The organism is Mycobacterium sp. SP-6446 (assembly GCF_001954045.1).
Classification (GTDB): domain Bacteria; phylum Actinomycetota; class Actinomycetes; order Mycobacteriales; family Mycobacteriaceae; genus Mycobacterium.
The window spans coordinates 78,180-101,119 of sequence record NZ_MBEM01000064.1 but is presented as its reverse complement, the minus strand read 5'-3'; the positions used below and the strand labels follow the sequence as shown (position 1 = coordinate 101,119).

At 65.9% G+C, this 22,940-nt stretch carries 15 protein-coding genes and 1 pseudogene; 6 read left to right on the top strand and 10 right to left on the bottom strand.

From position 1 onward, the window contains the following. Positions 1-24 precede the first annotated feature (24 nt). The gene (locus tag A5736_RS05040; protein ID WP_076244848.1) at positions 25-669 is read left to right on the top strand and encodes a TetR/AcrR family transcriptional regulator; all 645 of its coding nucleotides are present in this window, start codon (positions 25-27) and stop codon (positions 667-669) included. A gap of 14 nt (positions 670-683) precedes the next feature. Here the strand turns inward: A5736_RS05040 and A5736_RS05035 are convergent, their stop codons facing one another. After that, positions 684-1,952 (bottom strand): cytochrome P450, encoded by a 1,269-nt coding sequence (locus A5736_RS05035; protein WP_076244920.1) that lies wholly within the window; start codon positions 1,950-1,952, stop codon positions 684-686. Between the two features lie 88 nt (positions 1,953-2,040). On the opposite strand from A5736_RS05035, the gene A5736_RS05030 reads away from it, so the two are divergent. Next, complete coding sequence (locus A5736_RS05030) at positions 2,041-2,493, top strand: VOC family protein (RefSeq protein ID WP_076244847.1); 453 nt, start codon at positions 2,041-2,043, stop codon at positions 2,491-2,493. Positions 2,494-2,718: 225 nt separating this feature from the next. Here A5736_RS05030 and A5736_RS05025 read toward each other — a convergent pair whose 3' ends face one another. The 9 genes and pseudogenes from A5736_RS05025 to A5736_RS27175 form a co-directional block, all read right to left on the bottom strand. Further along, a complete protein-coding gene (locus tag A5736_RS05025) occupies positions 2,719-3,117 on the bottom strand; it encodes a very short patch repair endonuclease (protein WP_083667157.1) in 399 nt (132 codons plus the stop codon). A gap of 95 nt (positions 3,118-3,212) precedes the next feature. Continuing rightward, on the bottom strand, positions 3,213-8,186 hold the full coding sequence (locus tag A5736_RS05020) for an ATP-binding protein (RefSeq protein WP_076244843.1): 4,974 nt from the start codon (positions 8,184-8,186) through the stop codon (positions 3,213-3,215). Continuing rightward, complete coding sequence (locus A5736_RS05015) at positions 8,183-9,748, bottom strand: hypothetical protein (RefSeq protein ID WP_076244842.1); 1,566 nt, start codon at positions 9,746-9,748, stop codon at positions 8,183-8,185. Before A5736_RS05015 ends, A5736_RS05020 begins: the two co-directional genes overlap by 4 nt. Next, positions 9,748-11,589, bottom strand: coding sequence for an ATP-binding protein (locus A5736_RS05010; protein WP_083667169.1), 1,842 nt, complete (start codon positions 11,587-11,589; stop codon positions 9,748-9,750). The genes A5736_RS05015 and A5736_RS05010 overlap by 1 nt, the downstream gene beginning before the upstream one ends. 47 nt (positions 11,590-11,636) lie before the next feature. Further along, positions 11,637-12,809: a DNA cytosine methyltransferase gene (locus A5736_RS05005; protein ID WP_076244838.1), complete on the bottom strand. Its 1,173-nt coding sequence runs from the start codon at positions 12,807-12,809 to the stop codon at positions 11,637-11,639. Positions 12,810-14,736: 1,927 nt separating this feature from the next. Continuing rightward, entirely contained in the window at positions 14,737-15,663 is a 927-nt protein-coding gene (locus tag A5736_RS04995) for an ATP-binding protein (protein WP_254848288.1), read from the bottom strand. Between the two features lie 630 nt (positions 15,664-16,293). Further along, complete coding sequence (locus A5736_RS04990; RefSeq protein WP_076244835.1) at positions 16,294-17,457, bottom strand: FIST N-terminal domain-containing protein; 1,164 nt, start codon at positions 17,455-17,457, stop codon at positions 16,294-16,296. 36 nt (positions 17,458-17,493) lie between these two features. Next, on the bottom strand, positions 17,494-18,390 hold the full coding sequence (locus A5736_RS27180; protein ID WP_076244918.1) for an N-acetylmuramic acid 6-phosphate etherase: 897 nt from the start codon (positions 18,388-18,390) through the stop codon (positions 17,494-17,496). 87 nt (positions 18,391-18,477) lie between these two features. Continuing rightward, a pseudogene (locus A5736_RS27175) lies at positions 18,478-19,095 on the bottom strand (BadF/BadG/BcrA/BcrD ATPase family protein); the annotation flags it as partial. 300 nt (positions 19,096-19,395) lie between these two features. Between A5736_RS27175 and A5736_RS04975 the strand changes: the two are divergent. From A5736_RS04975 to A5736_RS04960, 4 genes are all read left to right on the top strand, one after another. After that, complete coding sequence (locus A5736_RS04975; RefSeq protein WP_175611189.1) at positions 19,396-20,172, top strand: DUF3060 domain-containing protein; 777 nt, start codon at positions 19,396-19,398, stop codon at positions 20,170-20,172. A gap of 66 nt (positions 20,173-20,238) precedes the next feature. Then, on the top strand, positions 20,239-21,714 hold the full coding sequence (locus A5736_RS04970) for an MFS transporter (protein ID WP_076244832.1): 1,476 nt from the start codon (positions 20,239-20,241) through the stop codon (positions 21,712-21,714). Positions 21,715-21,723: 9 nt separating this feature from the next. After that, complete coding sequence (locus A5736_RS04965; protein WP_076115203.1) at positions 21,724-22,308, top strand: TetR/AcrR family transcriptional regulator; 585 nt, start codon at positions 21,724-21,726, stop codon at positions 22,306-22,308. 173 nt (positions 22,309-22,481) lie between these two features. Then, complete coding sequence (locus A5736_RS04960) at positions 22,482-22,940, top strand: DUF5994 family protein (protein ID WP_076244830.1); 459 nt, start codon at positions 22,482-22,484, stop codon at positions 22,938-22,940.

Sequence of the window (22,940 nt, the reverse complement as noted above, 5' to 3'; positions counted from 1 at the left end):
AGTCTGTGTGGGATTCTGGCGAGCATGACACCCGCTGGCCCAGAGCGCGAAAAGCCTTACCACCACGGTGCGCTGAACTCAGCGTTGGTCGAGGCGAGCATCGAGCTGGCTCGTGAAGGCGGACCCGATCGGGTCATCCTGCGCGAGGCCGCCCGGGTGGCCGGTGTGTCGCACTCGGCCGCGTACCGTCATTTCGCCGACCGCGAAGCGCTGCTGGACGTGGTGTCGCGCCATGCGCGCATCGAGCTTGCCGCCGAGATGCGCCGACGCGTTGCCCGCGCCAGGGCTCCCCGCCAGCGGCTGCGCGCGGTTGGTACGGCCTACATTGACTTCGCGTTGAGTGAGCCCGGGCTGTTCCGAACCGCGTTTACCTCGCATCCCGCCACGGCGCCCGCCGCGGGTCAGGCTCGCGCGAACGCCGGATCGCCACGTGATGGTGCCGATCCCTTCGAGATCCTCAGCGACGTGCTCGACCAATGCCAAGCCGCCGGACTGCTGGACCCGCGCCGCAGGTCCGGAGCCGAGATTGCGGTCTGGTCGGCGGTGCACGGCCTCGCGAACCTCCTGCTGGACGGGCCATTACCCAAAACCGCGGCCGGCATCGAATTTGCGCAGCGGCAAGTGTGGGAACTTATCGAGCGCGGACTGCTCGACGGCGGCTCGTCATGATTCCGCGCGAGCCATCACCAGGGGCGTGAGGTGCGCCTGCTCGCTCCTGGGGTGAAGGTGACCGGTAGCTGGCCGAGCCCAGTCATGCTTGGGTTGTTCATGTATTGGTGGACGTTGTCGACGTCGACCCGGTAGTCGGGCATGCGGTCGAGCACCGCCTTCACCATCACTTCGGACATCAGGCGCGCCAGGTGCGAGCCGATGCAGCGATGCGGCCCGAGCCCAAAGGCCAGGTGGCGGTTGGGCATTCGATCGAGGATGACGTCGTCGGGCCGGTCGAATTCCTGTTCGTCGTGGTTGGCGGACAGCCAGCTGATGATGACGCGGTCGTTTTTTCTCAGGTGTTGGCCGTCGAGCTCGACGTCGCGGGTGACCGTGCGGCTCAGCGACTTGTTGACGGAGAAGTAGCGCAGGAATTCGTCGGTGGCGGTGCGGTAGAGCTCGGGGTGGTCGATGAGTTGTTGCCGTAGCTCGGGATGCGTGCCCAGGTGTTTGAGCGTGAGCGCGGTCTGTGAGGTGGTGGTGTCGACGCCGCCGCCGATGAGGTTCCAGATGATGTTGAGCAGCTGTTCGTCGGTGAGGCGCTTGCCGTCGAATTCGAACTGGATGAGGAAGCTGGTCAGGTCTCCTCGGGCGTCGGCTCGTCGGGCCGCCGCGAACTCGAGGACCTCTTGCATCATGGCGGGGACTTTGGCGATGGCGCTGGCGTACTCGTCGCTGTCCTGGGGAATGGCCATGACGGAGTGGAACAGGTTGGCGTAGAGGTGCCAGTTGTCGTAGGGCAGGCCCATCAGCTTCATGGTGAGGATGGCCGGGACCGGGCTGGCGTAGTCGAGGACGAGGTCCATCTGCCCGTCGGTGATCTTCTGGTCGAGGAACCAGTGGGCGGATTGCTCCATGAAGGGCTTGAGTTTTTCGACGGCGCCCGGAGAGAAGAACGGCGCCAGCGCGTGGCGGAGGGCCAGGTGATACTCGCCATCGACTTCGCCGATGCCCAGGGCAGGTTGGCCGTCGGGCCGCGGCACGCCCATTTCACCCCGGTAGTCGACGCCGTCGTTGGCGTTCGGGTCGTATCTGTGGGAGAAGGTCTCGTCGTCGCGGGCCGTTTGGCTGACCGCGTCATAGCTGCTGAGGAACCAGAATCCGTCGTAGTTGGTGTTCCAGGCGACGGGGCATTTCTGGCGTAGCTCGGCGTTGATCTGCTGTTGGTTGAGGTTGAACTCGTCGGAATGATGGTCGAAGTCGACGATTGAGTCGGGCCTGACGTCGGGCCGTGTAGTCATCTGGAAGTCCTCCACCGCGACGAGAGCTCGGCTTTCTGCACTATCTTTGCATTATTACGCTCGTGGGTTCTGTCGAGAAAGGCCGTCAATGAGTCGTCACCAGACGACGTTCAACCACGTCGGATTGTGTGTGTCCGATCGCGAGCGGTCGCGGCGGTTCTACGAATCGGTGCTCGGGTTTCAGTTCTGGTGGGAGCTTGAGCCGCCAGACGGACCCACCGCCAAGCTCGTGCAGCTTCCCGAGCCGCTCGGGGTGCATGCGACCTACTTGGTGCGCGACGGGTTTGTGCTCGAACTCATGGACTACTCGAAGCGCCAGGTTCACACCGGGTCGGAACGCGTCATGGATCAGATTGGGCTGACGCACATTTCGTTTTCAGTGTCCGATCTTCCCGGGGCGTTGAAGAAGGTCGAGGAGTTCGGGGGAGCGGTCGTCGACGCGACGGTGACCGAGGTGATGGCGATGATCCGCGATCCGGACGGACAGTTGCTCGAGTTGCTTTCGGACGGGTGGCTGTCGGCGCCGCCACCGCGGCTTTGAGCGGGTATCTAGAGGTGATGCGCAGTTAGGTGGCTGGCTAGGGCCCATACTCTGTTGGTTGCTCGTGCAGGCTCAGCTCGCCCAACTACCCACCATGGTGGTGATGTTCCTCGGCCTTACCGGACACCGCTGGGCGCTCCAAGCCTGACGTAACGGCCCTACTTGATCTCAAACTCACGATGCCGCCTACATTTCGTCAACGCTTACCAGCGCGTGCAGCGGCGATCAGATTGGCGCGCCGACTCGAGGGCGGCGCCTCGTCACAGTGTCGAAAATCTTCGCCGCGGCAGCTTCGGGCGGTTCGTGTTCCCAGATTCGGATCGCCATCCAGCCCTCGGCCACGAGCCGGGTGTCAGTGTCTCGGTCTCGGTCGCGGTTCCTGGTGATCTTGGACGACCAATAACCAGGGTTTGAGCGCACGGCGCGGTTGCCGTGGTCAGGACAGCCATGCCAAAAACAGCCATCAACGAATACGGCGACGCGCGCTGGTCGAAAGACGATGTCAGCGCGACGGCGCACTCCTGGCAAGGGCGCAACATCAACGCGGTAGCGCAAGCCGGCGGCATGCAACAGCTTGCGGATTGCAATCTCAGGCGCGGTGTCCCGAGTGCGTTGAGCCTGCATCCGGGCACGAACGCCCGGGTCGCTGGCATAGGATGCGCCCACCGTGTCGTGACGTGGCGTGCGCCGCGTCGAGCGCGGGCGCCCATCTCGGCGCGTCATAACGACGGGTGAAGGGGAGGCAGACCGAGGGGCTCGTGGTCTCGATATGCCTGAGTCATCCGCGTGAGGCGCGGTATGTCGCCACCGAGGCTGACATAAGCTTCGCCCTTACCGAGGGTGCGGATCTGCTCAGGAAGGCGCCGGTCGCCAGGGTCGAGTCGCCGGGCCGCCATCGCAGCAGCGGTTGCGTCGGAGATTCCGAAGCAGATCTTCGTTTGCGCGTTGGCGGCGACCACGGGGTGTAGGTCTAGCGGCTGTTGGGTAGCCAACACGACCCCAAGGCCCTTCGACCGCCCTTCGCGGATCATCGTCTGAATGGCGCGAAATTCAGCGACGCGATGGGCCTCGTCGACGACGGCGAGATAGCGGATCGTGTTTGGCACTGGCGGCAGGCTCTGAATGCGGAGAAGCAACGCGGATAGGATGAATCCGGCGGCAAGCACAGTGGTCTGGCCGTTGCCGGGGATCTTCGAAAGCCCAAAGACGACGTTGCGGTCGACGACGTCGCCGAGTGGCGGCCCAGACTTAAATAGTTCGTAGCGAGTCAGATCTCCCATGACGCCAGCTAGGTCGGCGTCGAGCTGGTCATCAAGGGTACGCAGCGTGGGCCACCGTTCTTCTTCACGGCCGATGGCGTAAGCCTCGTGCAGCGCCTTTTCGAGTTTCTGTTTCTGCCGGTGCCCCATCCGCACGAACGCGCGCGCGGCTTCGTCAACAGTGTCGCGCAGCTCGATAACGGCGGTATCGATGGCTCGCGGACTCTCGACCGTGAGCGCGAGCGGGTTGTACGGCGCGCCGGTATCCCACAGGTCGAGGAAATCGGCGCCTGCGAAACGCGGAAAGCCGGTTTCGTCGCTGTAGTCGTTCTTGAAGTCCGCGATGCCAAACTTGCTGCCGCTGTAATGCGATAGTTGTGCCAACAGACTCATCGCGAACTGGGTTTTGCCCATGCCGGACGTTCCCCATATCTCCAGATGGCCGTTGTTAAGCGTCTGCTCGAGGCCGGCGGGGTGCCAGCGCACCTCCTGGCCGGTAGTTGCGTCCCAGCCCAAGATAGGCGGGACGAACTCCGCTTGAGTGGTCGACGCCGAACCGCGCTGCTGTGCTTCTTCGTCGGCCAACGCTGGGGCAGGCGATGAGGCGGGTCGCGGTTTGTCTGCGCCGGGACCTTCTGACGCACGCGGGCCGCGTTCCCTGATCGACGCCGGTTCGTCCCGTGTGGTGGCGCCATCGTCCCGTATGACGGGCTCACCGGTGGGTGAGGCCGGCGTCTGTGCGTCGGAGTTGGCCTCCGCCCGCGCCCTGTCATCCCGTCCGGCCTCGGACGAAGGCTCGTCCTGCGGTCGTTTTTTCCCCTCCGGGCGGCGCTTGACGCGTGACGACTGCAGTGACGGGCGGTCGGTCTCAACGGTGCGCAGCTGAGTGAGATCGGTTCCGGTCGCCGTCCGCAGCAGCTGTTCTGTCAGCTGAATCGTATGGAGGGCGACTGGAACGATGTCGGTGCCGACGGGGTTCTGCTGGATCTTGTGGAGGGGCTTCACTTTAGGCCCGAAGATAAGTCCGACGCCCGCCCATTCAAGGCTGCCTCTGGCAAGCCGGAACGCTTCGAGTGCGGCAAGCTCGGCGGCATCGAGCTTAAAGCGTGATTCCCGAGCAACCGCGTACGCGGCTTCGGTAATCCGGTTGAGCCACAAGCGAGTATGAATGCTGCCTGGTTCCGGGTAGGCCGCCCATCGGGTGGCGGCCAGGGTCTGGCTGAGCTGATCGAGAGCCCCTGCCGCGGCATCGGTCTCGTCGCTACGGCGGGCCTTGACTTCAATGCAGGCGACATGGACGCCGCCTTCGTCGGGATCTAATGCAATCGCGAGCAGGTCGGCGCGCTTCCCGCTAAACCAGTGCTGGTACTCGTCGAGGCTGACGAGCAGTACCCGGCACCCTGGTGGCAGCGGCCAAGGTGTAGCGGTCGTGGCGAGCAGGCTAAAAGCGACGACGTGCCCGACAAGTTCATTGATACCGGCGCCGCTGGTGGCGGCCTGGAGAGCCAGGATGCCGTAACCCTGGCTGGCAACCTTCCTTAGGTCACTGCCGATGGAAAGCGCCAGATCGCGGTTGTCAACAATGCCGGCAGCACGCAGGCTGCGGCCGATGGCGCGATCGGCGGGGCCGCCCGACTTTTGACTCAGAACCAGTGACAGCGGGCTGTCGCCACCAAGGCGCCGTTCTTGATGAAGGATTGCGACATTGTCGCGGCCGAGAGCTTGTTCCAGGCTGTCGCGAGTGGCGTAGCGGTCAAGGGTAGCTACCCAGAGCGCGAGATCGTGGACTTCGCCCAGTTGAGAGCGGATGTCGAGAGTGCCGGTGCGGACCTCCGGAATCCTCAAGGTCTGATCGGGATCTGGCCAGGACTCTTCAACTGCGTTCTGCAGCCGCAGCCAAGCGTGGCCGCTGGGCGTCGCGGCGGGAGGCATGAGCAGGGTGCGGCGGTCTTTCCGCGGCCGCTGCCACACGCGTGGCGCGAACAAGACTTCGCTATCGCAGCCTGGCGCGGGCACTTCAGGAGCTTCGATTTGTAGGCGGCCGCCCCCCTCCGTGAGGCCGGTGACAAGGGCGAGGTGCACGGCCGGGCTGTCGTTGCCTTGTGACAGCAGGGCGCGTGCTGCTGCAAGGTCGTCGAGGTAGCGCAGCTGCAGTACGTCTCGCTGTGCCCGCAAGTTGTCGTCGGCGTAGGCGAGGGTGTGCCAGGCGGGGCGGTCATCCTCGCCCGTGCCCACGCAAAATACTTCGATCCTTGCGATCGTCCCGCCACCGACGCTTGTTCCGATCAGCCGGACGGCCACGCTTACGAGCAGGTCGGCGGCACCGGGGCCCCATGCGAGACACCGCAAGTGACCGGCGGCTTCCGGCTGCAGCTTGAGCAGCTGAGTGATCACCGAGCGGAGCGCTTCACCTGCAAAGCCACTTTCGTCGCGAGTGCTGACGCCCCCGTAAACGCTCCATATCCGGCCTTCGCTACTGGGCAGGAGGGCCCGATCTTGAGTACTGAGCCGTAGGTGAGCGGGATGGTGGGTGGCGGTGGCGCGGGCGACGCCAAGGGCGGCGGCCACAGCGTCGCCGGCGCTTGTGTCATTCACCGGCTCCTCTGCGTACCGAAGCAGTTGCCAGAGGGCTTCGAGATACTGCGCAAGCCACTCGGCCTTGAGCGGCGCAAGCGCCGTGAGAGCGGTGCCCTGATCACCGACAATGGCACCGGACAATGCGAGCGCCTCGGCACTATCCGTGTCCTGGGCCCTTTCGCAATCGCAAACAGCATTGGTCCAAGCGTCGGTCCAAGTGGAGAGTAGGCGGGGACTTAGTCCTCGGTCGAGTGCTTCGCGGGCAGTCTTCTGAAGAGCGCTCGCCAATTCAGTCAAGGATGCGGGAAGGGGGAGTGCGGTTATCGAGGCACCTCCGCAGAACGCATGCAGGGTGGGTTCGCCGGGCTGAGCGAAAGCGAGGGCGGGTTCGTCGGCGAACAGCAGGGCGACTCGCAGCATTGCCGCGTCGTCGAGGTCTGGACGCCAATCGACCTGGACTGTGCTGCCGTCGTCAGCGTGCAGGCGTAGCTGCAGAGGCGGCAGCGTGGCGCCGGAGGAAAGACCCGCGTCCGCAAATGCGTCGAGCACGTCACCGAGATCCTCGTCGTCCGCGGAGCGTAGTAGCAGCCCGTCGACTTCTCCGCCGGTCTGGCTCCATCTGTGCAGCAGGCCGCCGAGTCGCAGCCGGGCGCACGCCAGGGTGAGAATGCGCCCAGCGACGGAGCGGTTGATTGTCGTCGGCCTCCCAGTCCCGGGCGGCTTAGGCTCGAGCACTTGTACGCGTTCGATCAGACCGCCAAGTTGCTGCGCGGCGCGTACGATTGCCGCCTCTGGACAGGAGGGATTGCTCCCATTGACTGACTTGTCCCGGAGCAGCCGTTCGAGCTTGTTGCGGGTTGGCCGGGTGAATATCTGCCGTTGCTGCGCATCGTCGAGATTGCACAGTTCTTGTGCAGCGGCGCGCTGTTCCGTTCCCCGGCTGAGATCGCCAGCGATCCTGTCGTACTCCTCCCAGGGCAACATCTCCGCCTGGCTGCCTTCAACCAGACCTGCTCGGAACTGCGCCATTTCGCGCCGGACAACGGCTGTGAGCTTTTCGGACCGCTGTTCGAAGATCTGGCGAGCCTCGTCGAATCGAAGGCTGGACAGCAGTTCGACGCTGCCATTCTGCAGCTGCCCCATGATGTCGGCGGCCGCCCGTCGCGCATCAACTGGATCTTTGAGCCCGGGTCGCTGCGAGAGGACGCGTTCGGCGCGATGGCGCAAATCGGCGTACGAGCTGGGCCGCAGGAGGTCATCTGCGGTTCGCTTCGCCGCGAGGGCCAAGTTATCTGCGATCCGCTGAGCGTCAGCTCGCTCTCCGGCCGGGAGGTGGTCAGCAAATCCACCGATCAGCGGCAATTCGCGCAGAGGATCCTTGCCGTCGGCGAGCCGATCAAGGTAGGTGGCGACGGCCAGGGCACTCGGGCGCGCGGCAGGGCCCGATTGCACGATCGCTTCGCGGACGGCGCGAGCCGGACCATCGAGGTCCACTGCTGGCTGCTGCTGGGACAAGATAGTCAGCCCTTCGGTGGTGTCGAGCAGCACGCTGGGCGACACAGACTCGAAGAGATTCAGCGACTGTCTGTCTGGCACCTGCTCGCCACCGCAGAGAACTACGACGACCCCGCCACTGTTGCGAAGGTGCGTCCCAGACTGGTTGCCGAGGGCATGGCTGCCGAACCTCGACGGGTTGGGGGCGACGACTGCGAGTCGCGGTAGCTTGTCGTCCCAGGCGCCGCTCATGCCTTCGGCGACGCCGACGGGAACGCCTTCGACGAGGACGAAGTTTGGCCGGCCCTCGACGAGGTGGCGGCGGAGGTATTCGGCGAGCGCGGCGCCCAGACGGAGGCTCAACGGCTTCTCCGAGCGGTGCGTTCACCGACCACGGTCGTGCGGTCTGACAGACCGAGCGCTAAGCCTGCGTCACTCATCAGCTTCTCCGCTCTGCGGGCGTTACGTTCTAATGCTGCACCGTCGAGCAGGTCGGCGAGCGCGGTCTCGGCCGCGGACTCCTGGTTCAGAACCAGGTCCCATTCGCTTCGCACGGCGGCGAAGAAGTCGCGGCTGGGCATCGGCATGTCGGCCGAGAAGGAACCAACGAGGGCCGCGAGCAGGTCGGGCCCCGCGGTTAGGTAGCGGTAGCTACCGGTGCCGACGAGGGCGCCAGCGGATTCCAGCAGCACGCGGAAACCGTCGTCTGAGCCACGGCCGTAGTCAGCGGTGCTAATCGCGGCGCGGGCAATACGCTCATAGTCGTCGTCGCCTGCGCCCGGGGGCAGCTTCTTGAGCTGCTTGGTGATGCTTGCCTCATCGTCGTCGCTTTGCGCTCCGCGACGGAAGAGGAATTCGCTCGACCAGTCCACCGGCTGCTCGCCGTCTGCGAGCTTTTTCATGGTGCGGGCGAGGGTGTGGACTACGGCGTCGGCGATACGTATCCGAGCCAGCCGATAGGAGTCTTCGGACCGCTGACGGACCGGGTCTTCGGCGCGGGGTGCAGCGCTGAAGCTAAGCAATAGATAGCGCTCGCCGGCCGGGGCCTCGGTTGTTTCCCACGCGGTGCGGGCCAGGTGGACCGCGAAGTCGAGTGCGAGGATGCAGCGCAACTGCCATAGCTTGGCGGGCCCACTGGCACCTTCTTGGCGCATTATCCCTTCGGCGTGGCGGCATAAGCGGGTCGCCAAGCCGGCTAGCCGCGGGTCTGCACCGCGGTCCCAAGCTTCCTGTTCGTCGGCTTCCAGCTCGGGCGGCCGCACGTAGGGCGCATCGGGGGGCAAAGCGCTTTCGAGGTGCCGGCTTACCGCGGCCAACGGCGTATCAGCAGTGAGAACCTGGCGAATCTCGGAAAGTGCGGACCGCCCGAGCTGCGCCGCGTCTGGGTCGGCGGGGCTGGTGATGAGCCGGGCGAGTGTGATGCCGCTCCCGCGCATGTGAACCTTACGCACACCATATACGGGGCTGTGGGAGCCGGCCTTGCGGGCGTCGTACCAGAGGAGCGCTTCGTGGAAGGGTCTGAGTAGCCACGCACCGGGCTGGTTGCCGCGCTGGGTATCGGGGTCAATTAGTCCTTGCAGGGTCTGCTGCGCCAGGCGGAGGTGGGCTGAGCTGCGGATTTCATCGCCTCCGGCGAGGCAGGCGCCATATTCGGCGGGAGTGGTGTCGTCGTCGCCGGCCCGCCCCTCGTCGCGACCGCCAAGGAAGTTTTCGCTTGTGGCGAGGCTCCGTATTGCGAAGCGCTGCTGTTTTGGTGTGACCAGAGGCTTTCCGTTGACGGGTGATTGGTACCCGTTGGCCGCAAGAGTAAGCAGTGTCTCTGCGCATAGCTGCGGTGCCCGCTCGTCGCGGTCTGGATAAAGACAGAAGAGCTCGGCGGCTATGGCACCCGGCGTGAGGCGTGGCTGGCGTCGTGGCGAAGGCATCAACGTCCTACGAAGTGGGGAAGAGTGATGCTCACAAGCGCTGGCGGCTGCGAGTCGGGGTCAGCAACCCGAAGTGTCCGTTCGGCGGGAAAGGCAGATGCGAGCCGACCGTAAAAGCTTCGCAGGTCGTTCATCTCGGCGACTCCTTGGCCAACTGGGCCACTAAATTCAGCAGCCTCGCGGATCGCCTCATACATGCGAGGACCGATACGCAGGGCGAATTCCGGCGAATCGACGAGAACTAGTTGTACGTCGACGTGGTCGACGTCGAGCAGCTCCTGAACAAGACCTTGGTCGGGTACCTCAACGGCTAGTCTCTCAATTGGAATCAGGCTGTGGATTAGCGAAGGCCGCGCCGGCCTGAACGCGCCAGGATCTCGCGCGAAAAGGCAGGCAGGATCGGGCACAATCAAGCCCTCGTTCGGGCTGGCAAAGCCGGTCACGAGAAAGTTCAAGCCGCGGACGAGCTCATTCAGCTCGATGACAGTGTCGCGGCCAGCAGCAGCGGCAGCGGCCAGTTCGAATAAGTCGAGGGCATGGCGGAAGTGGAGCAGCCGCCGGGCCGCGGCAGCTGCTCCACCGAGCTGTGCGGCGGCCTCAAAGTAAATCCGCTGCCGCCACAACGCCTGCGCGGAGTCACCCCCGTCCCCATCGCCGCGGACCAGCGCATCGAGCCCGTCTTCGACCCGTTCGACGTCTTCGTCGGTGCTGATCATTTCGCCCAGTGCGTGGAAAGTCATCTCGTGTTGTTTTGTCCGCACACGGTCCAATGGCGATCGCGTGCCGGACAGCCCGGCCCTGCGTCCGGTGTCGTCGGCGTCGCCATCCGGTGCGCCCGCGAGTGCCCGTACAGCGGGTGGTGCGGAGTTGGTGTCGCGCAACCAACCGTCGACTTCTAGATCGCTAACCACTCCGAGACCGCACCTGCGGATGCCAGCCAAGAGGGGGGATTGCTCCGCGCTGTCGGCGGACAGGCCCCCTCCAAGGGCTCGGGCGAAGTAGCCGGTGCTGGCGGTGAACGCGGAGCGTCCTAGATCGCGGTTCTTCTCCTTGACGTGGCTGCATGTCCCGCGACCGACGACCGCCCAAGACAAGATCGCCAGCACCTCTCGCAGCGTCGGCACGGCTTCCCCGGTGCCAAGCCGGAACAGCGTCCGCAGTTGGGCGCGGACTTCCGGCCGCCGCAGCCGTTCGGCGTTGCTACGCATAGGGCATCCGCCGACATCAAATGGGCACCCGGCGCAGCCAGCCCATAGTGGCGGCCGAGTGACATAGTCGATTATCTGATCCCACAGCTGAGCGCCGGTGGGACGCTGTCGATTTACATTGACGACGGTCAGTTGGCCGGACTGTGCGGCGCCTCGCCGGAGCGCGGCCTCAAGGGTGTCGGCTGCGACTGGCCGGTCGAGATCATCGAAAGCGTCGCGAAGCACACCCTCGTTGGCGCATATCAGCACTTGGCTCGCGGCTGCTTGGTCGAGGGCCTCCGCCAGCACACGTGCCCGGGCGGCGCGATCAGGCAGGCCGGACAAGTCTTTTAGAACCCGGTGGCCGGGAGCGATTTCGACGAGTGCATCGAGTTCTGGCAAGCCGCCTCCAGCTGCGCGGCAGTAAGCCTCGGCGGCTGCGGTCTTACCCGTGCCGGCGTTGCCAGTAAGGAGGACGAGCCCCGCGTCTCCCGCCGCCGCCCAGTCGGCGATGAATCGCGTGAGCTTAGTCGAGACGTCAGGGCCGAGGACGCGCGACAGCGCGGCGAAATGTTCGCGGTATGCGCCGGCTTGGTCCGCGCTGAATACCGACAACGACCGCAGGACCGCGACGACCGGCAGCTCGTCGGCCACGTCGGCCTGCGCCGTCCCAAGGCCGCTGGACCTACCATCCGCGACGTTCACTGCCCGGATGCTTTCTGCACAGCAGAGGGCATCGGTATGCCAAGTTGCATCGCGACTCGTCGAGCGGTTGCCAGCTCACGCGCAGTCCTCGGGGCGATGCCCGCCTGGTCGAGGACCTCGGCGAGCGTGTTTACGATCAGCTGGGCTGCCGGGGGCGGCACCGCGTTACCGATTTGCCGCCGCACTCGTGGGTACATGGATCTAGCTTCCTGCCGTGAAGTTCCACAGCCGTGCTCGAACACGAACTCATCCCGAAAGCCTTGCAGGCGTGCTTTTTCTCGGTTGCTCAAGCGCCGCGGCTCGACGTGATGATAACCATGGGTACCTCCGCCGCCGCCGGAAATAATCGTATACGCGGGTTTTTCTGGGTCGAGGCGACGGTAGACGTGGCTGATTAGTCCGCGCACTGCGAGCGGGTGCCCGCTGGGAACCGCTTCGTAGTTACCGCCGGCGGGAATCAATTTGAGCCGTTCGACTACTTCTGGCGAGTCCAGGCCAATCTCGTGGTTCGGAGCGTCGGGCGGCAGGGGGTTGTCGTCGAGGGCCTCGCGCACTGTAACCGGATCGCCGGCAAAGGGAGTCGGGATGACAGGTGGACGTACACCTAGGTCGCGGCGGACCCCAAGCACGATCAATCGTTCGCGGTGTTGGGGCACGCCCAAGTCGGCCATGTCAATCACTTGCGCGGACAGGTCGTAGCGAACCGCATTAGGCCGTGACCGACCTCGCGTCTGTGGCGCGAAGCTGCTCGGCGAGCGAAGCGCGTGGCGCACGAGCTGCCATGCGTAGCCGCGGTTAGCCGACAGGAGCCCCGGGACGTTCTCCAGCACGAACCCGGCCGGCCGCAGTTCGTCGAGGAAGCGAGCCACCTCTCGGAACAGATTGCCACGGGCAGTTCTCAGCCCGTCGTGATTCCACAAGGTGGAGTAGTCCTGGCAAGGAGGGCCGGCAAGCAGGATGTCGCAGCCAACTGCAGGCACAGGCGTAGCTGTGATGTCGGCTTCAACGATGTGACTCCCGATGTTGCGCTTGTAGGTCTGCACCGCCCAGTGTTCGTTATCAATCGCCCATACGACGCGGGCCCGTCCGGATGCTTCTGCGCCGGAGTCCATGCCGCCACACCCGGCGAAGAGGGAAACCGCGGCGTACCGCTGTGCGCGTCGAGGCATCAGGCGCCCCCCCAGTGCTTCCGCTCAATAGGGAGCAATCGTCGCCGTCTCCGGCTGATGGCCCTCAGACCGCGGGTCGTGTGCGACTGACAAATCCTCATGGTTGGGACGCTATATCCGGTCAGCGACAAATTTGTGGCGGCGCGTCGTGGACGCATCAGGCTTATCGATAACATGACGGCCGTCGAGCAGCCGTCACAGCCCGGTTGCGGGCTGAATTGTTAGAACTGATCTGACCTGTCGCCACGTCCACCTATGCTCTGATTCGCCAGGACAAAATGATGCAGGGATGTGTACGCATGGGGCGCTCGGGTGTTTGCTCTTACTGCCGGATCGGCGTGGCGCCGGTGGGGTCTTCGCTCTGCGCGGCATGTGTCAAGAGAGGTCGCGGCAAGAAACCGGCGCCAGGGCCGCGAGATCACCATCAACGCGCGGATAGAAACCGCGGCCAATGTCCCTACTGCTCGAAAGTCGTACGTCCGAAGGCGGACGGACACCTCGGAGGCCACAAGAATAAGGACGGGAAGCACTGCGTCGGCAGCGGTGGACTGCCTATAGGAGCCAAGAAAACTCAGGGCGGTGGAGGGAGCGTGCGCACGGTGGGCGGCGGTCTCCCAGGTCTGGGCAAGCGTCGCTAATCAGCGATCGACTCGTCGCTTCCGATCGGGGCTGGCGATGCGCCTCCGCATGCCCAAGCCGCATTACCACAGGGCAAAGGGCCGTCGGCTGGCTCAGGTATTCGCCTTCGCGGGCCGTGTTGGCACTGAACCGCCTGAGACAGGCCGAGCGGTGAACTGGACAACTACATATAGCCGACGGGCGGTTATTACAACTAATGCGAATAAGGGGAGTCCGCGCGGTACTGCTTGTGACGGTATATGCTGATGATCATCAACCTCCGGAGTCGTTGCCAGACAACGGCATTCAACCGATCTCCCGACTTGTGTTCAAGTTGTTGCATGCGTTGGTAGACCAGTTCGCAAGCGACTGCATTAACCTCGACGTCCTCACCTGGATCTGTTGGTTGGTCGCGTTGGGAGCAACTTCGAGTATCTGGCAGATAGTCTGTTGGGTCCAGGATCGCGGGAGGCTAGATGGCACTGATAAACGAATTTCAGCAGGTTGGCTCCGAGAGGAATGGCGTGCACAAGCCAGTGTCCTGTGGCTGGCGGAGCTTTCAAGTCGACGGTCGCACTTTTCTTCAGCTCGATACGTACGGTTCTGACGAGCGCCAGATCCCCAACAAAATTTCGCAGTCAATTCAGCTCGACCGAGAGGCTGCGGAGACTCTGTTAAACCTGATCCGCAACACATTCAACGGGCTCTAAGGATCGGCTGGAACTGCCACTGCGCGTCCCGAATGGGCATCGGTGCACGCTACTGGCGAGATCCCCATCGACGTGACCGGTTTGCATCCCATCGGCCAGGCGCGGATCATCCGGACCGCATGGTCGTAGCCGGTCGTGGTCGGGTGTTCGCCTCCGATAAGGGCTGAGCTGTCGCGGCGCCAATTGACGAGAACACTTTTAGGCGTCTCGGCAAAGCCGGCGGCGAGCCGAAGGCCTCGGGCTCGACCGCGACGGCCACTTTCTGATCGCCACTTGAGCGCCTGGGTGTGCTGCAGGATCTCCAGCCGACAACCGGCGTGATCACGGCGGTGCTGGGCAGACAACTCGATGGATGCCCGCTGCGGTGGTTGAACTTCGGACTGGCGGATTCCGTTGGGGCGCTGTGGTGTTCGGTGAGTATGAGGGCAGACGATTTTGTTGACACCATCGCGCGCGGCACGGATTCGTCTTTCAGGTCGGGCCTGATCGCCAATCGGCGCACGTGGTCGCCGACAGGCGAGCTTCCGATCTGGATGGCGCTCGATTGCAACGAGCTGTTGGTGGTGGCAGGGCGAGGCTTTGGGGTAAAAGCAGTTGGGCTACAGGTAATGTCCTTGGGGCAGTTGGGGTTTGAAACGTCCGGATTGCACGGTGGCGATCAGGCCCGCCTGTGTGACCGAGCCGCTGGCAAGTACGGTGCGGCGCACGATCTCTCGGATGTCGGCCCCGCTGATATCGGTGCTGAAATGGGCGGCCACGTTGTGCACATCGACAGTCTCTGCGCCCGGCACCCCGTGCAGGTAGGTGGAGAGGATTTGGGCCGCGGCGTCGCGGGTGGGGTAGCCGATCTCGATGATCGAATCAAAGCGTGCAGTGCGGATAGAAGCAGCGTCCAGAGCGCTGATGTCATTGGTGGACGCCAAAGTCAAGATCGGAGCCGACGGATCGGTATCCATCACTGCCAGAAATTCCGACAACGCCCGGGCGTCACCACTCTTTCGCCGGTCGCCGACGATCAGATCGAGGTCTTCCAACACGATCAAGGTCGGGCCTAGGGTGCGCGCCTCCTTGTAAACCCCGGCAAGCGCGGACTGCCCGGCTCGGGCGTCGACGATGATCGCGGTGAATAAGCCGACCAATTCGTTTGCGATCACCTGGGAGATCACGGTCTTGCCTACCCCGGGCGGGCCGGCTAACAGCACACCGCGCCGAACACCCAAACCCAAACTCCTCATGAGCTCGCGATGGGTGGTGACGGCCGCGATGTTCAAGTCGATTTCGGACCAAACCGATTCGGGCACAATAACATTCGCGCGTGTAATAGCGGGCAGCTCACTGACTTCCAGCACCAGTCCGTCGTTTTCAGTCGCGGTCAGCGCGCGTCCGCGGAACAAGTTCTTAGCACCCTCGGCGTCGGCCATGATCGCGTCGATGGCCGCCACGCCATATGACCGGTCGCCGGCGGAAGCGTAGACCTGCAGGCGGGGTCCGTCGCTGAAGGCGAACGCTTCGCTGAGCCGCACCACCAATGGCGCGGGGGCAAGCTGTCCCTCAGCGAAGTATGCGGACAAGCCAGCTGGCGGGGCCAGGTGTCGCTCGCCGATCTCGATGTGACCCCAAGTAGGCGGCTCGTCGTCATCGCCAGGGCCGATGGCGGGATCGAACCGATCGATCAGCGCTGCGATCGCTAAACCAACGGTGACGTGCCCCGATCGAAGAGAGCTTCCGTGATTCACACCCCAAATCTGAGCCGGACCGACCCAGACTCGCCTGTAAGAACCCATCCAAGGTGGTTCGCGAGGTTACCGATCCGGCCAAGATCTGACCGACCAACTCCACTGCACGCCGCACGTCCGCGTGCTCGCCGGCCAAGGCCGCCGCCACCGACGACGCTCCCAATTGAGACATGTCGGGAAGTGTGCCGCTACCCACCGACAAGGCCGGAGCAACGGACACGGGTTTCCGCGGCACCTGTGACGGGCAAGCGCGGCTCCCTGGCAGCGTGCGTGAACTCCTGGTCGACCGCCGGGCGCCGTTTGTGCATGCGTGGAGCAATGGATGTCAGTAGCGGCATGTGCACGCGTTCCCAACTTGGATCCGCCGCTACCCGGCGCGAAGACCACACAAGTACAGGAGCCCAGCCCGTGCTTAGCGGCTCATCGCGTGTCGTCGACGAACAGCGCCATCGACGCGGTGAATCCGTGCAGCGCGTTGCGGCGCGCGATCGGGCCGATCTCCCCGGCGGCGAACAGACCGGCGAGCGGGATCCCGCCAAGCAGGTCCTCGATCGTCGAGGCGTCGTGGTCGGCGACCCCGAACATTCGCCGGCCGCGGCCGTTGCAGGTGAACAACAGCGCGCCCACCGGAGGCCCGGGCAGCTCGGCTGCCGCCCGCTCCACGGTCAGGCGCAGGTCCTTGTCGGCGCCCGCCGCGTCGCGAACCTGGAACTGCACGGTCGCGCCGACCTCGACTACCTCGCCGATCTCGATCGCCCCTGTCGATTGGTCAGCGCCGAGCAGGCCTCGGATCAGGAAGTCGCCCTGACCCGGAGCCGCGAGGTGTTCGTCGACGACGATCCCGATCGACAGGCCCCGGCTGACCAGTTGCTGCTCGTCGCGCGACAGCCCCTCGACGATCTCCCGCAGCCGCTGTAACGGCGGTCGGCCGCCCAGCTCGGTGATCACCGCGGCGTCTTCCGCGCCGGTCACGATGTACGGCTCGCCGATCGGCCGGCAGCCCTGCGACACGATCGGGACACCGCGCACGCCGGGCAGGCGCACGCCGACGAGGCCGGAGGTGAGCACGCCGTGGTCGCGGAACAGCCGGGTGTCGCCCGGCCCGCGCCCACCGCTCACCACGCCGCCAACCACGGTCGTTCCCGGCAGGTCGGTGTTGAGGTGCTCGACGAGCAGGCTCGACGGGAACGTGTAGGGGTCGGGCAGGAGCAGGTGCAGATCGTGCGCGGTCCGGTCGAACTGGTAACCCGTGATCAGGCCACCCGAGCCGGTGCGGACGAAGTCCAGCGCGAACGTCTCGGCGGCCAGGCCGGATGCGACCCACACCGCCACCGCGGGCCCGTCCTCGATCTCGCGGCGGCCGGCGACGATCCCGTGGGCGATGCAACCGATCAGCGCGGGCGCCTCGACAATCCTTTGCACCGCGTCGAGGACGTCGACGGCCGTGTCGGTGTGTGATCGCGATGCGAAGAGCACGGCCAGCGACGGCGCCTCACCCGCGAGCTTGCCGCGCGCGTGCGCTGCAGCCTCCACCGCGGCCCGGCGTGCGTCGGGCGCGGTGGAGACTCCGACTCCGATCCCCACCCCTCAATGATGCGCCGCCCCGGGCCACGCTCATGTCTAACCGAGCGCGTCTCGCAGGCGTCCCCGTGCCCGGTCGAGCCGGACGGCGGCCTCGGCCGCGTCGACGCCCGCCAGCAGCGCGACGATCGCGGTCTTGGCGTGACCGCCCGCGGCGGTGAGCGCGGCGCTCGCGGCCTCCTCGTCGACCCCGGCCGCGTCGCGGACGATGCGCACCGCGCGCCGGCGCAGTTTCGCGCTGGTCGCACGCACGCCGACCATCCGTGGGCCATAGGCCTTGCCGAGCGCGATCATCACGCTCGTCGAGAGCGTGTTGAGCACGATCTTCTGGGCCGTCCCCGCGGTCAGCCGCGTGGACCCGGCGAGAACCTCAGGGCCGGTGAGCAATTCGATCACCACGTCGGCAGACGCCGCGCTGCCCGGGTTGTTGACGACCGCGACGGTCAGCGCGCCGGTCGCGCGCGCGTGCTCAAGCGCCCCGAGCACGTACGGCGTGCGGCCCGACGCGGTGATCCCGACGAGCGCGTCGGCGGCGGTCAGGTCGGCGAGATCGGCGGGGTCGAACGCATCCTCGGCGCCCTCGATCGCCGCGATTAACGCTGCCGGTCCGCCGGCGATCACTCCGCGCACGAGGTCGGTGCCGAAAGTGGGCCCGCACTCGGCCGCGTCGAGCACGCCGAGCCGCCCGGGTGTTCCGGCGCCGGCGTAGATCAGCCGGCCGCCGCGCTCGAGCCGTGCGGCGATCGCCTCGGCCGCCGCCGCGATCCGCGGGACCGCCGCCGCCACTGCGGCGTGCGTCTCGCCCTCGGCCGCCACGAGCAGCGCGACGACCTCGCCGATGGGCCGCGCGTCGAGGTCGTCCAGGTCTGACCGCACGGCCTCGGTGGCGAGCGCATCGAGCCCTTGCGGGGCAAGGGTTTTGGGGACGGCCTGCACGCGGATCACATGCGGCTCGTGGATCGCGCCCAGCCGCAGCGCGCCGTCAAGCGCGTCGCCGGCGGTCGGGACGAGGTCGAGCTGCTCGCGCAGCGCCTCGACCCCTGCCAGGCCGCCGACCATCGCCACCGGGCCATCCCCGGCCGCGTGGGCGGTCGCGGCGAGCGCCTCGGCGGCGGCGCCGACGATCGCCGATGCCACGGAATCATCTTGCGCGGCAAGGACTTCGGGCGCGAAGGACGCGAGGGCGGCAGCTCCGGTGAGCTGCGCGGGCCAGGTCTCCGGCGCACCGAAGCGGGCGCGGGCGGCGTCGAGCAGCGTGGTGGTCGGGCCGCGGCCGTCGTGGGCGCGCAGCGCCGCGCGCAGCCCGGCGGCGCCGATCCACGCGCCGCCGCCCTCGTCACCCAGCCACGGGCCCCAGCCGTCGGCGGTCCGCAGCGTGCCGCCGGCGCCGATCGCGAGCGCCACGACACCGGTGCCGACGATCAGGACCACACCCGGCTTCCCGTCCAGCGCGCCCGCGTGCGCGATCACGGCGTCGCTGGTCACCGCGATGCGCTCTGCGCGGAGCGACGCCAGCAACGCATCGCCCAGGGCGCGCGCCGCGTCCGGCGCCACCAGCGCCCCGGCGGCACCCACGATCACCTCGTCGACCGGGCCCAGCTCGCGCGCGACGGCCAGAATCGCCGCCTCCGCAGCCCGCACGCCGCCGGGTGCCGTGAGCCCCGGCGCGCCCGGCCCCTCGGCCCTCCGGCCGCCTGCCGCGGCCCGGCAGGACGTCTTGCCGAGGTCCACGGCCAGGATCACCCGAGCAATCCTGTCATGAGAGGCCGCGTGTTGACCAGGGCGTCAACGCTACCGCCATCATCCACTCCTTCGAATTACTTTCCACCACTTGGGATTTCGCTCACTGTCGCCACTCGCCCGCAGATGGCGGCCTCAAACAGTCGACTGAGCGGCGAATTCAGGCTGGCCCCCGACCAGTACCTGTGGCACATTTGGCAAATGAAAGATGACGATCCCGAAAAGCGGATCCGTGAGTTAGAGCGCGGGCTTGCCGACGCGACGCCAACCGCCGACAGCACGCCATATATCGGGAGCGAACCGTACGCACCTCAGGCGCCGTATGCGGGCGCTCCGACGTACTCGACAACGCCGACGTATGGCTACGGTGCGCCACAGCCGCGACGCACCGGGTCATTGTCGTGGTTGCTAATCCTCGTCGTGCTTGGGGTTCTCATCCCGGCAGTCGTGGGCCTGGTCCTGCTGTTCGTGAGGTCCAACCCCAGTGGGTCGATCATCGGAAGCATCGGCCCGAACTCGAAGCCCAGCAACGGCCCCACCGCGGTACCCCAAGGCGGCGACCTCCGAGTGGGCGGCAGCATGGAGACCAAGACGGTCGCTTGCAACGACGGCAACCTGACGCTCTACGGCACCGGCGGCACCTACACAGTCACCGGGCACTGCGCCAGCCTCAAAGTCGGCGGCTACAACAACAACGTCACCGTCGACAACGCCGACACCCTGGAATCCAGCGGCTACAGCAACACGGTCACCGCCCACGCGTGCAACAACTGCAAGCTGACGCTGTCGGCCTACAGCATCGAATTCGACGTCACCGGCCACGCCGCCAGCCTCACGATCTCGAGCTACGACAACAAAGTCACCGTCGACACCGTCGACCGCATCAACGTCTCCGGCTACGACAACGTCGTCACCTACCACTCGGGCAAGCCAAAGATCACCGATTCCGGCTACTCCAATACCATCCATCAGGGCTGAGCCAGCTGGGCGTAAGCCCGCACGCGGAGGCTTGCGAACGCGACGCGGTGGGTAATGGGGGTATCGATGAGTGACAGCGTGCAAACCGGAACCATCACCACCCAGGTGCCGGCGCGGCTGGACCGGTTGCCCTGGTCGCGGTTTCACTGGCGCGTCGTCGTCGGCCTGGGCGGCGTGTGGATCCTCGACGGGCTCGAGGTCACGATGGTCGGCAACGTGTCGGCCCGCCTCACCGAAAAGGGCAGCGGCATCGAGCTCACCCCCGCCGACATCGGCGTGGCGGCGGCGATCTACATCACCGGGGCGTGCCTGGGCGCGCTGTTCTTCGGCCACCTGACCGACCGCTTCGGACGTCGCAACCTCTTCGTGCTGACCCTCATCGTGTATCTGACCGCCACCGTCGCGACCGCATTCGCCTTCGCGCCATGGTTTTTCTACCTGGCCCGCTTCTTCACCGGCTCCGGCATCGGCGGCGAATACGCCGCCATCAACTCGGCCATCGACGAGCTGATCCCCGCGCGCGTGCGCGGCCGCGTCGACCTGATCATCAACGGCACCTACTGGCTGGGTTCGGCGGCGGGCGCCGCCGGGGCGCTGGTCCTGCTCAACACGGCGAACTTCCCGGCGAACGTCGGGTGGCGGCTCGCGTTCGGTATCGGGGCCATCTTCGGCATCTTCGTCCTCGTCGTCCGGCGCAACGTCCCGGAAAGCCCACGCTGGCTGTTCATCCACGGGCGCGACGAGGAAGCCGAGCGAGTCGTCGGCGACATCGAAGCGGAAGTCCAACAGCACACCGGCGAAGCGCTGCCCGAGCCACAAGGCCGGCCACTAAGAATCAGACAACGCGAGACCATCTCGTTCGTCGAGATCGCCAGGGTGGCGTTCAAGCTCTACCCGCGGCGCGCGGTCCTGGGCCTGGCGCTCTTCATTGGGCAGGCCTTCCTCTACAACGGCGTGACCTTCAACCTCGGCACGCTGCTCAGTGGGTTCTACGGCGTCGCCTCCGGGGCGGTGCCGGTGTTCTTCATCCTGTGGGCGCTCAGCAATTTCTTCGGCCCGCTGCTGCTCGGGCACCTGTTCGACACCGTCGGCCGCAAACCGATGATCACCCTGACCTACATCGGCTCGGCCGTCGCGGTCGTCGTCCTCGCGGTCCTGTTCGTGACGAAGACCGGCGGAGCCTGGACGTTCGTCGCGGTGCTCGCGGTCGCGTTCTTCCTGGCCTCGGCGGGTGCGAGCGCGGCCTACCTGACCGTCAGCGAGATCTTCCCGATGGAGACCCGGGCCCTGGCCATCGCGTTCTTCTACGCGGTGGGGACGGCGATCGGCGGGATCACCGGGCCGCTGCTCTTCGGCCAGCTGATCAACTCCGGAGATCGCAGCCAGGTGGTCTGGTCGTTTTTGATCGGCGCGGTGGTGATGGCCGCCGCCGGACTGGTCGAGCTGTGGCTCGGTGTCGCGGCCGAGCGCCGACCGCTGGAAGAACTGGCCCTGCCGCTGACCGTGGCCGACGCCGACGAGCCGGACGAGAAAAGCCCGTAACCTGGCACGGTGGCTGCGCGCAAGGCCCCGTCGACCCGCCTGTCGGTCCAGGACTGGCTGCAGGCCGGGTACGCCGTGCTTGCCGAGGAGGGCGTGCGCGCGCTGAAGGTCGAACGGCTCTGCCAGCAGCTGGGTGTGACCCGGGGCAGCTTCTACTGGCACTTCGAGGACATGGACGGCTACCGGGCCGCGCTCGTCGAATCCTGGAACACCTTCCTAGAGCGCGACCGCCAATCCCTGGCCGAGCTCGACGCGCTACCACCGCGGGAACGGCTGTCCGCCATGATGATTGACTTGGTCAGCCCGCAGCATTGGATGCTGGAGCGCGCGATGCGCGAATGGGCGCGCACGGACCGCGTCGCGGCCGCGAACATCCGCGCCGCCGACCGACGACTCCTGCAAACCGTCGCAAAGGCTTACGCCGACTACGGTTTTGGTCCCGACGACGCCAAGCTGCGAGCGGAGTTGACCTTCGCGGCGGGGATCGGGCTGCTGCACCTCGCCGCTTCCGCCGAGCAGGCGCAGTCCGTCGCGCAGCGAGAACGATTCCTCGACCTCATGCTGGCCGATCCCGTGGACGGTGCCCAACGCTAGTGGCGTAGCGTCGACGGTGAGCCGTTTCGTTGTCGGCGGTCGTCCACCGCTCTCCGCGGCATGACACCCACGGGCAATGTGATTCCTCCGGCGCCCCGCACCTGCGGGGCGGTGACGCCGTCCGTGAAGGAACATCCCGTGGATCGTCCAGACCTACCAGTTGCGGCACTCCGATGAACTATCCGATCAGGGCCCGACGCCGGGCCGATCCAGTACGGGTTTCCGTGGCCTGCGAATTAGGCCACGACATCGACGGTGCCTGGTGGCCACGGGTAGACCGCATCACGAATGAATTGCCGAATCTTGTCGAGACCCTGACCCCGTTACTCGGAGCGATCGCGTCGATCAATGTCAACTGGCCACCGCTACAACGACCACCCGATTTCAACTGTCCGGGATGGGAGGGCAGACAGCAGCACGTGATGACAATCAGCGGGTGCGATGCGCGTGCCAACCTATTGATCATTCCGTATGCGACCTACAGTGCGCTCGCCCTGATGGTGATGCGCCGAGCCGCCAACCTGTCGATCGAACCCGCCGACTGCAAGAAACCCGCATTCCTGATGGCGGGCTCGATTCTGCACGCCGCCCAGCTGCAGCAATCGCGGACCAAGCTCGCGGGCCCGTCGTAA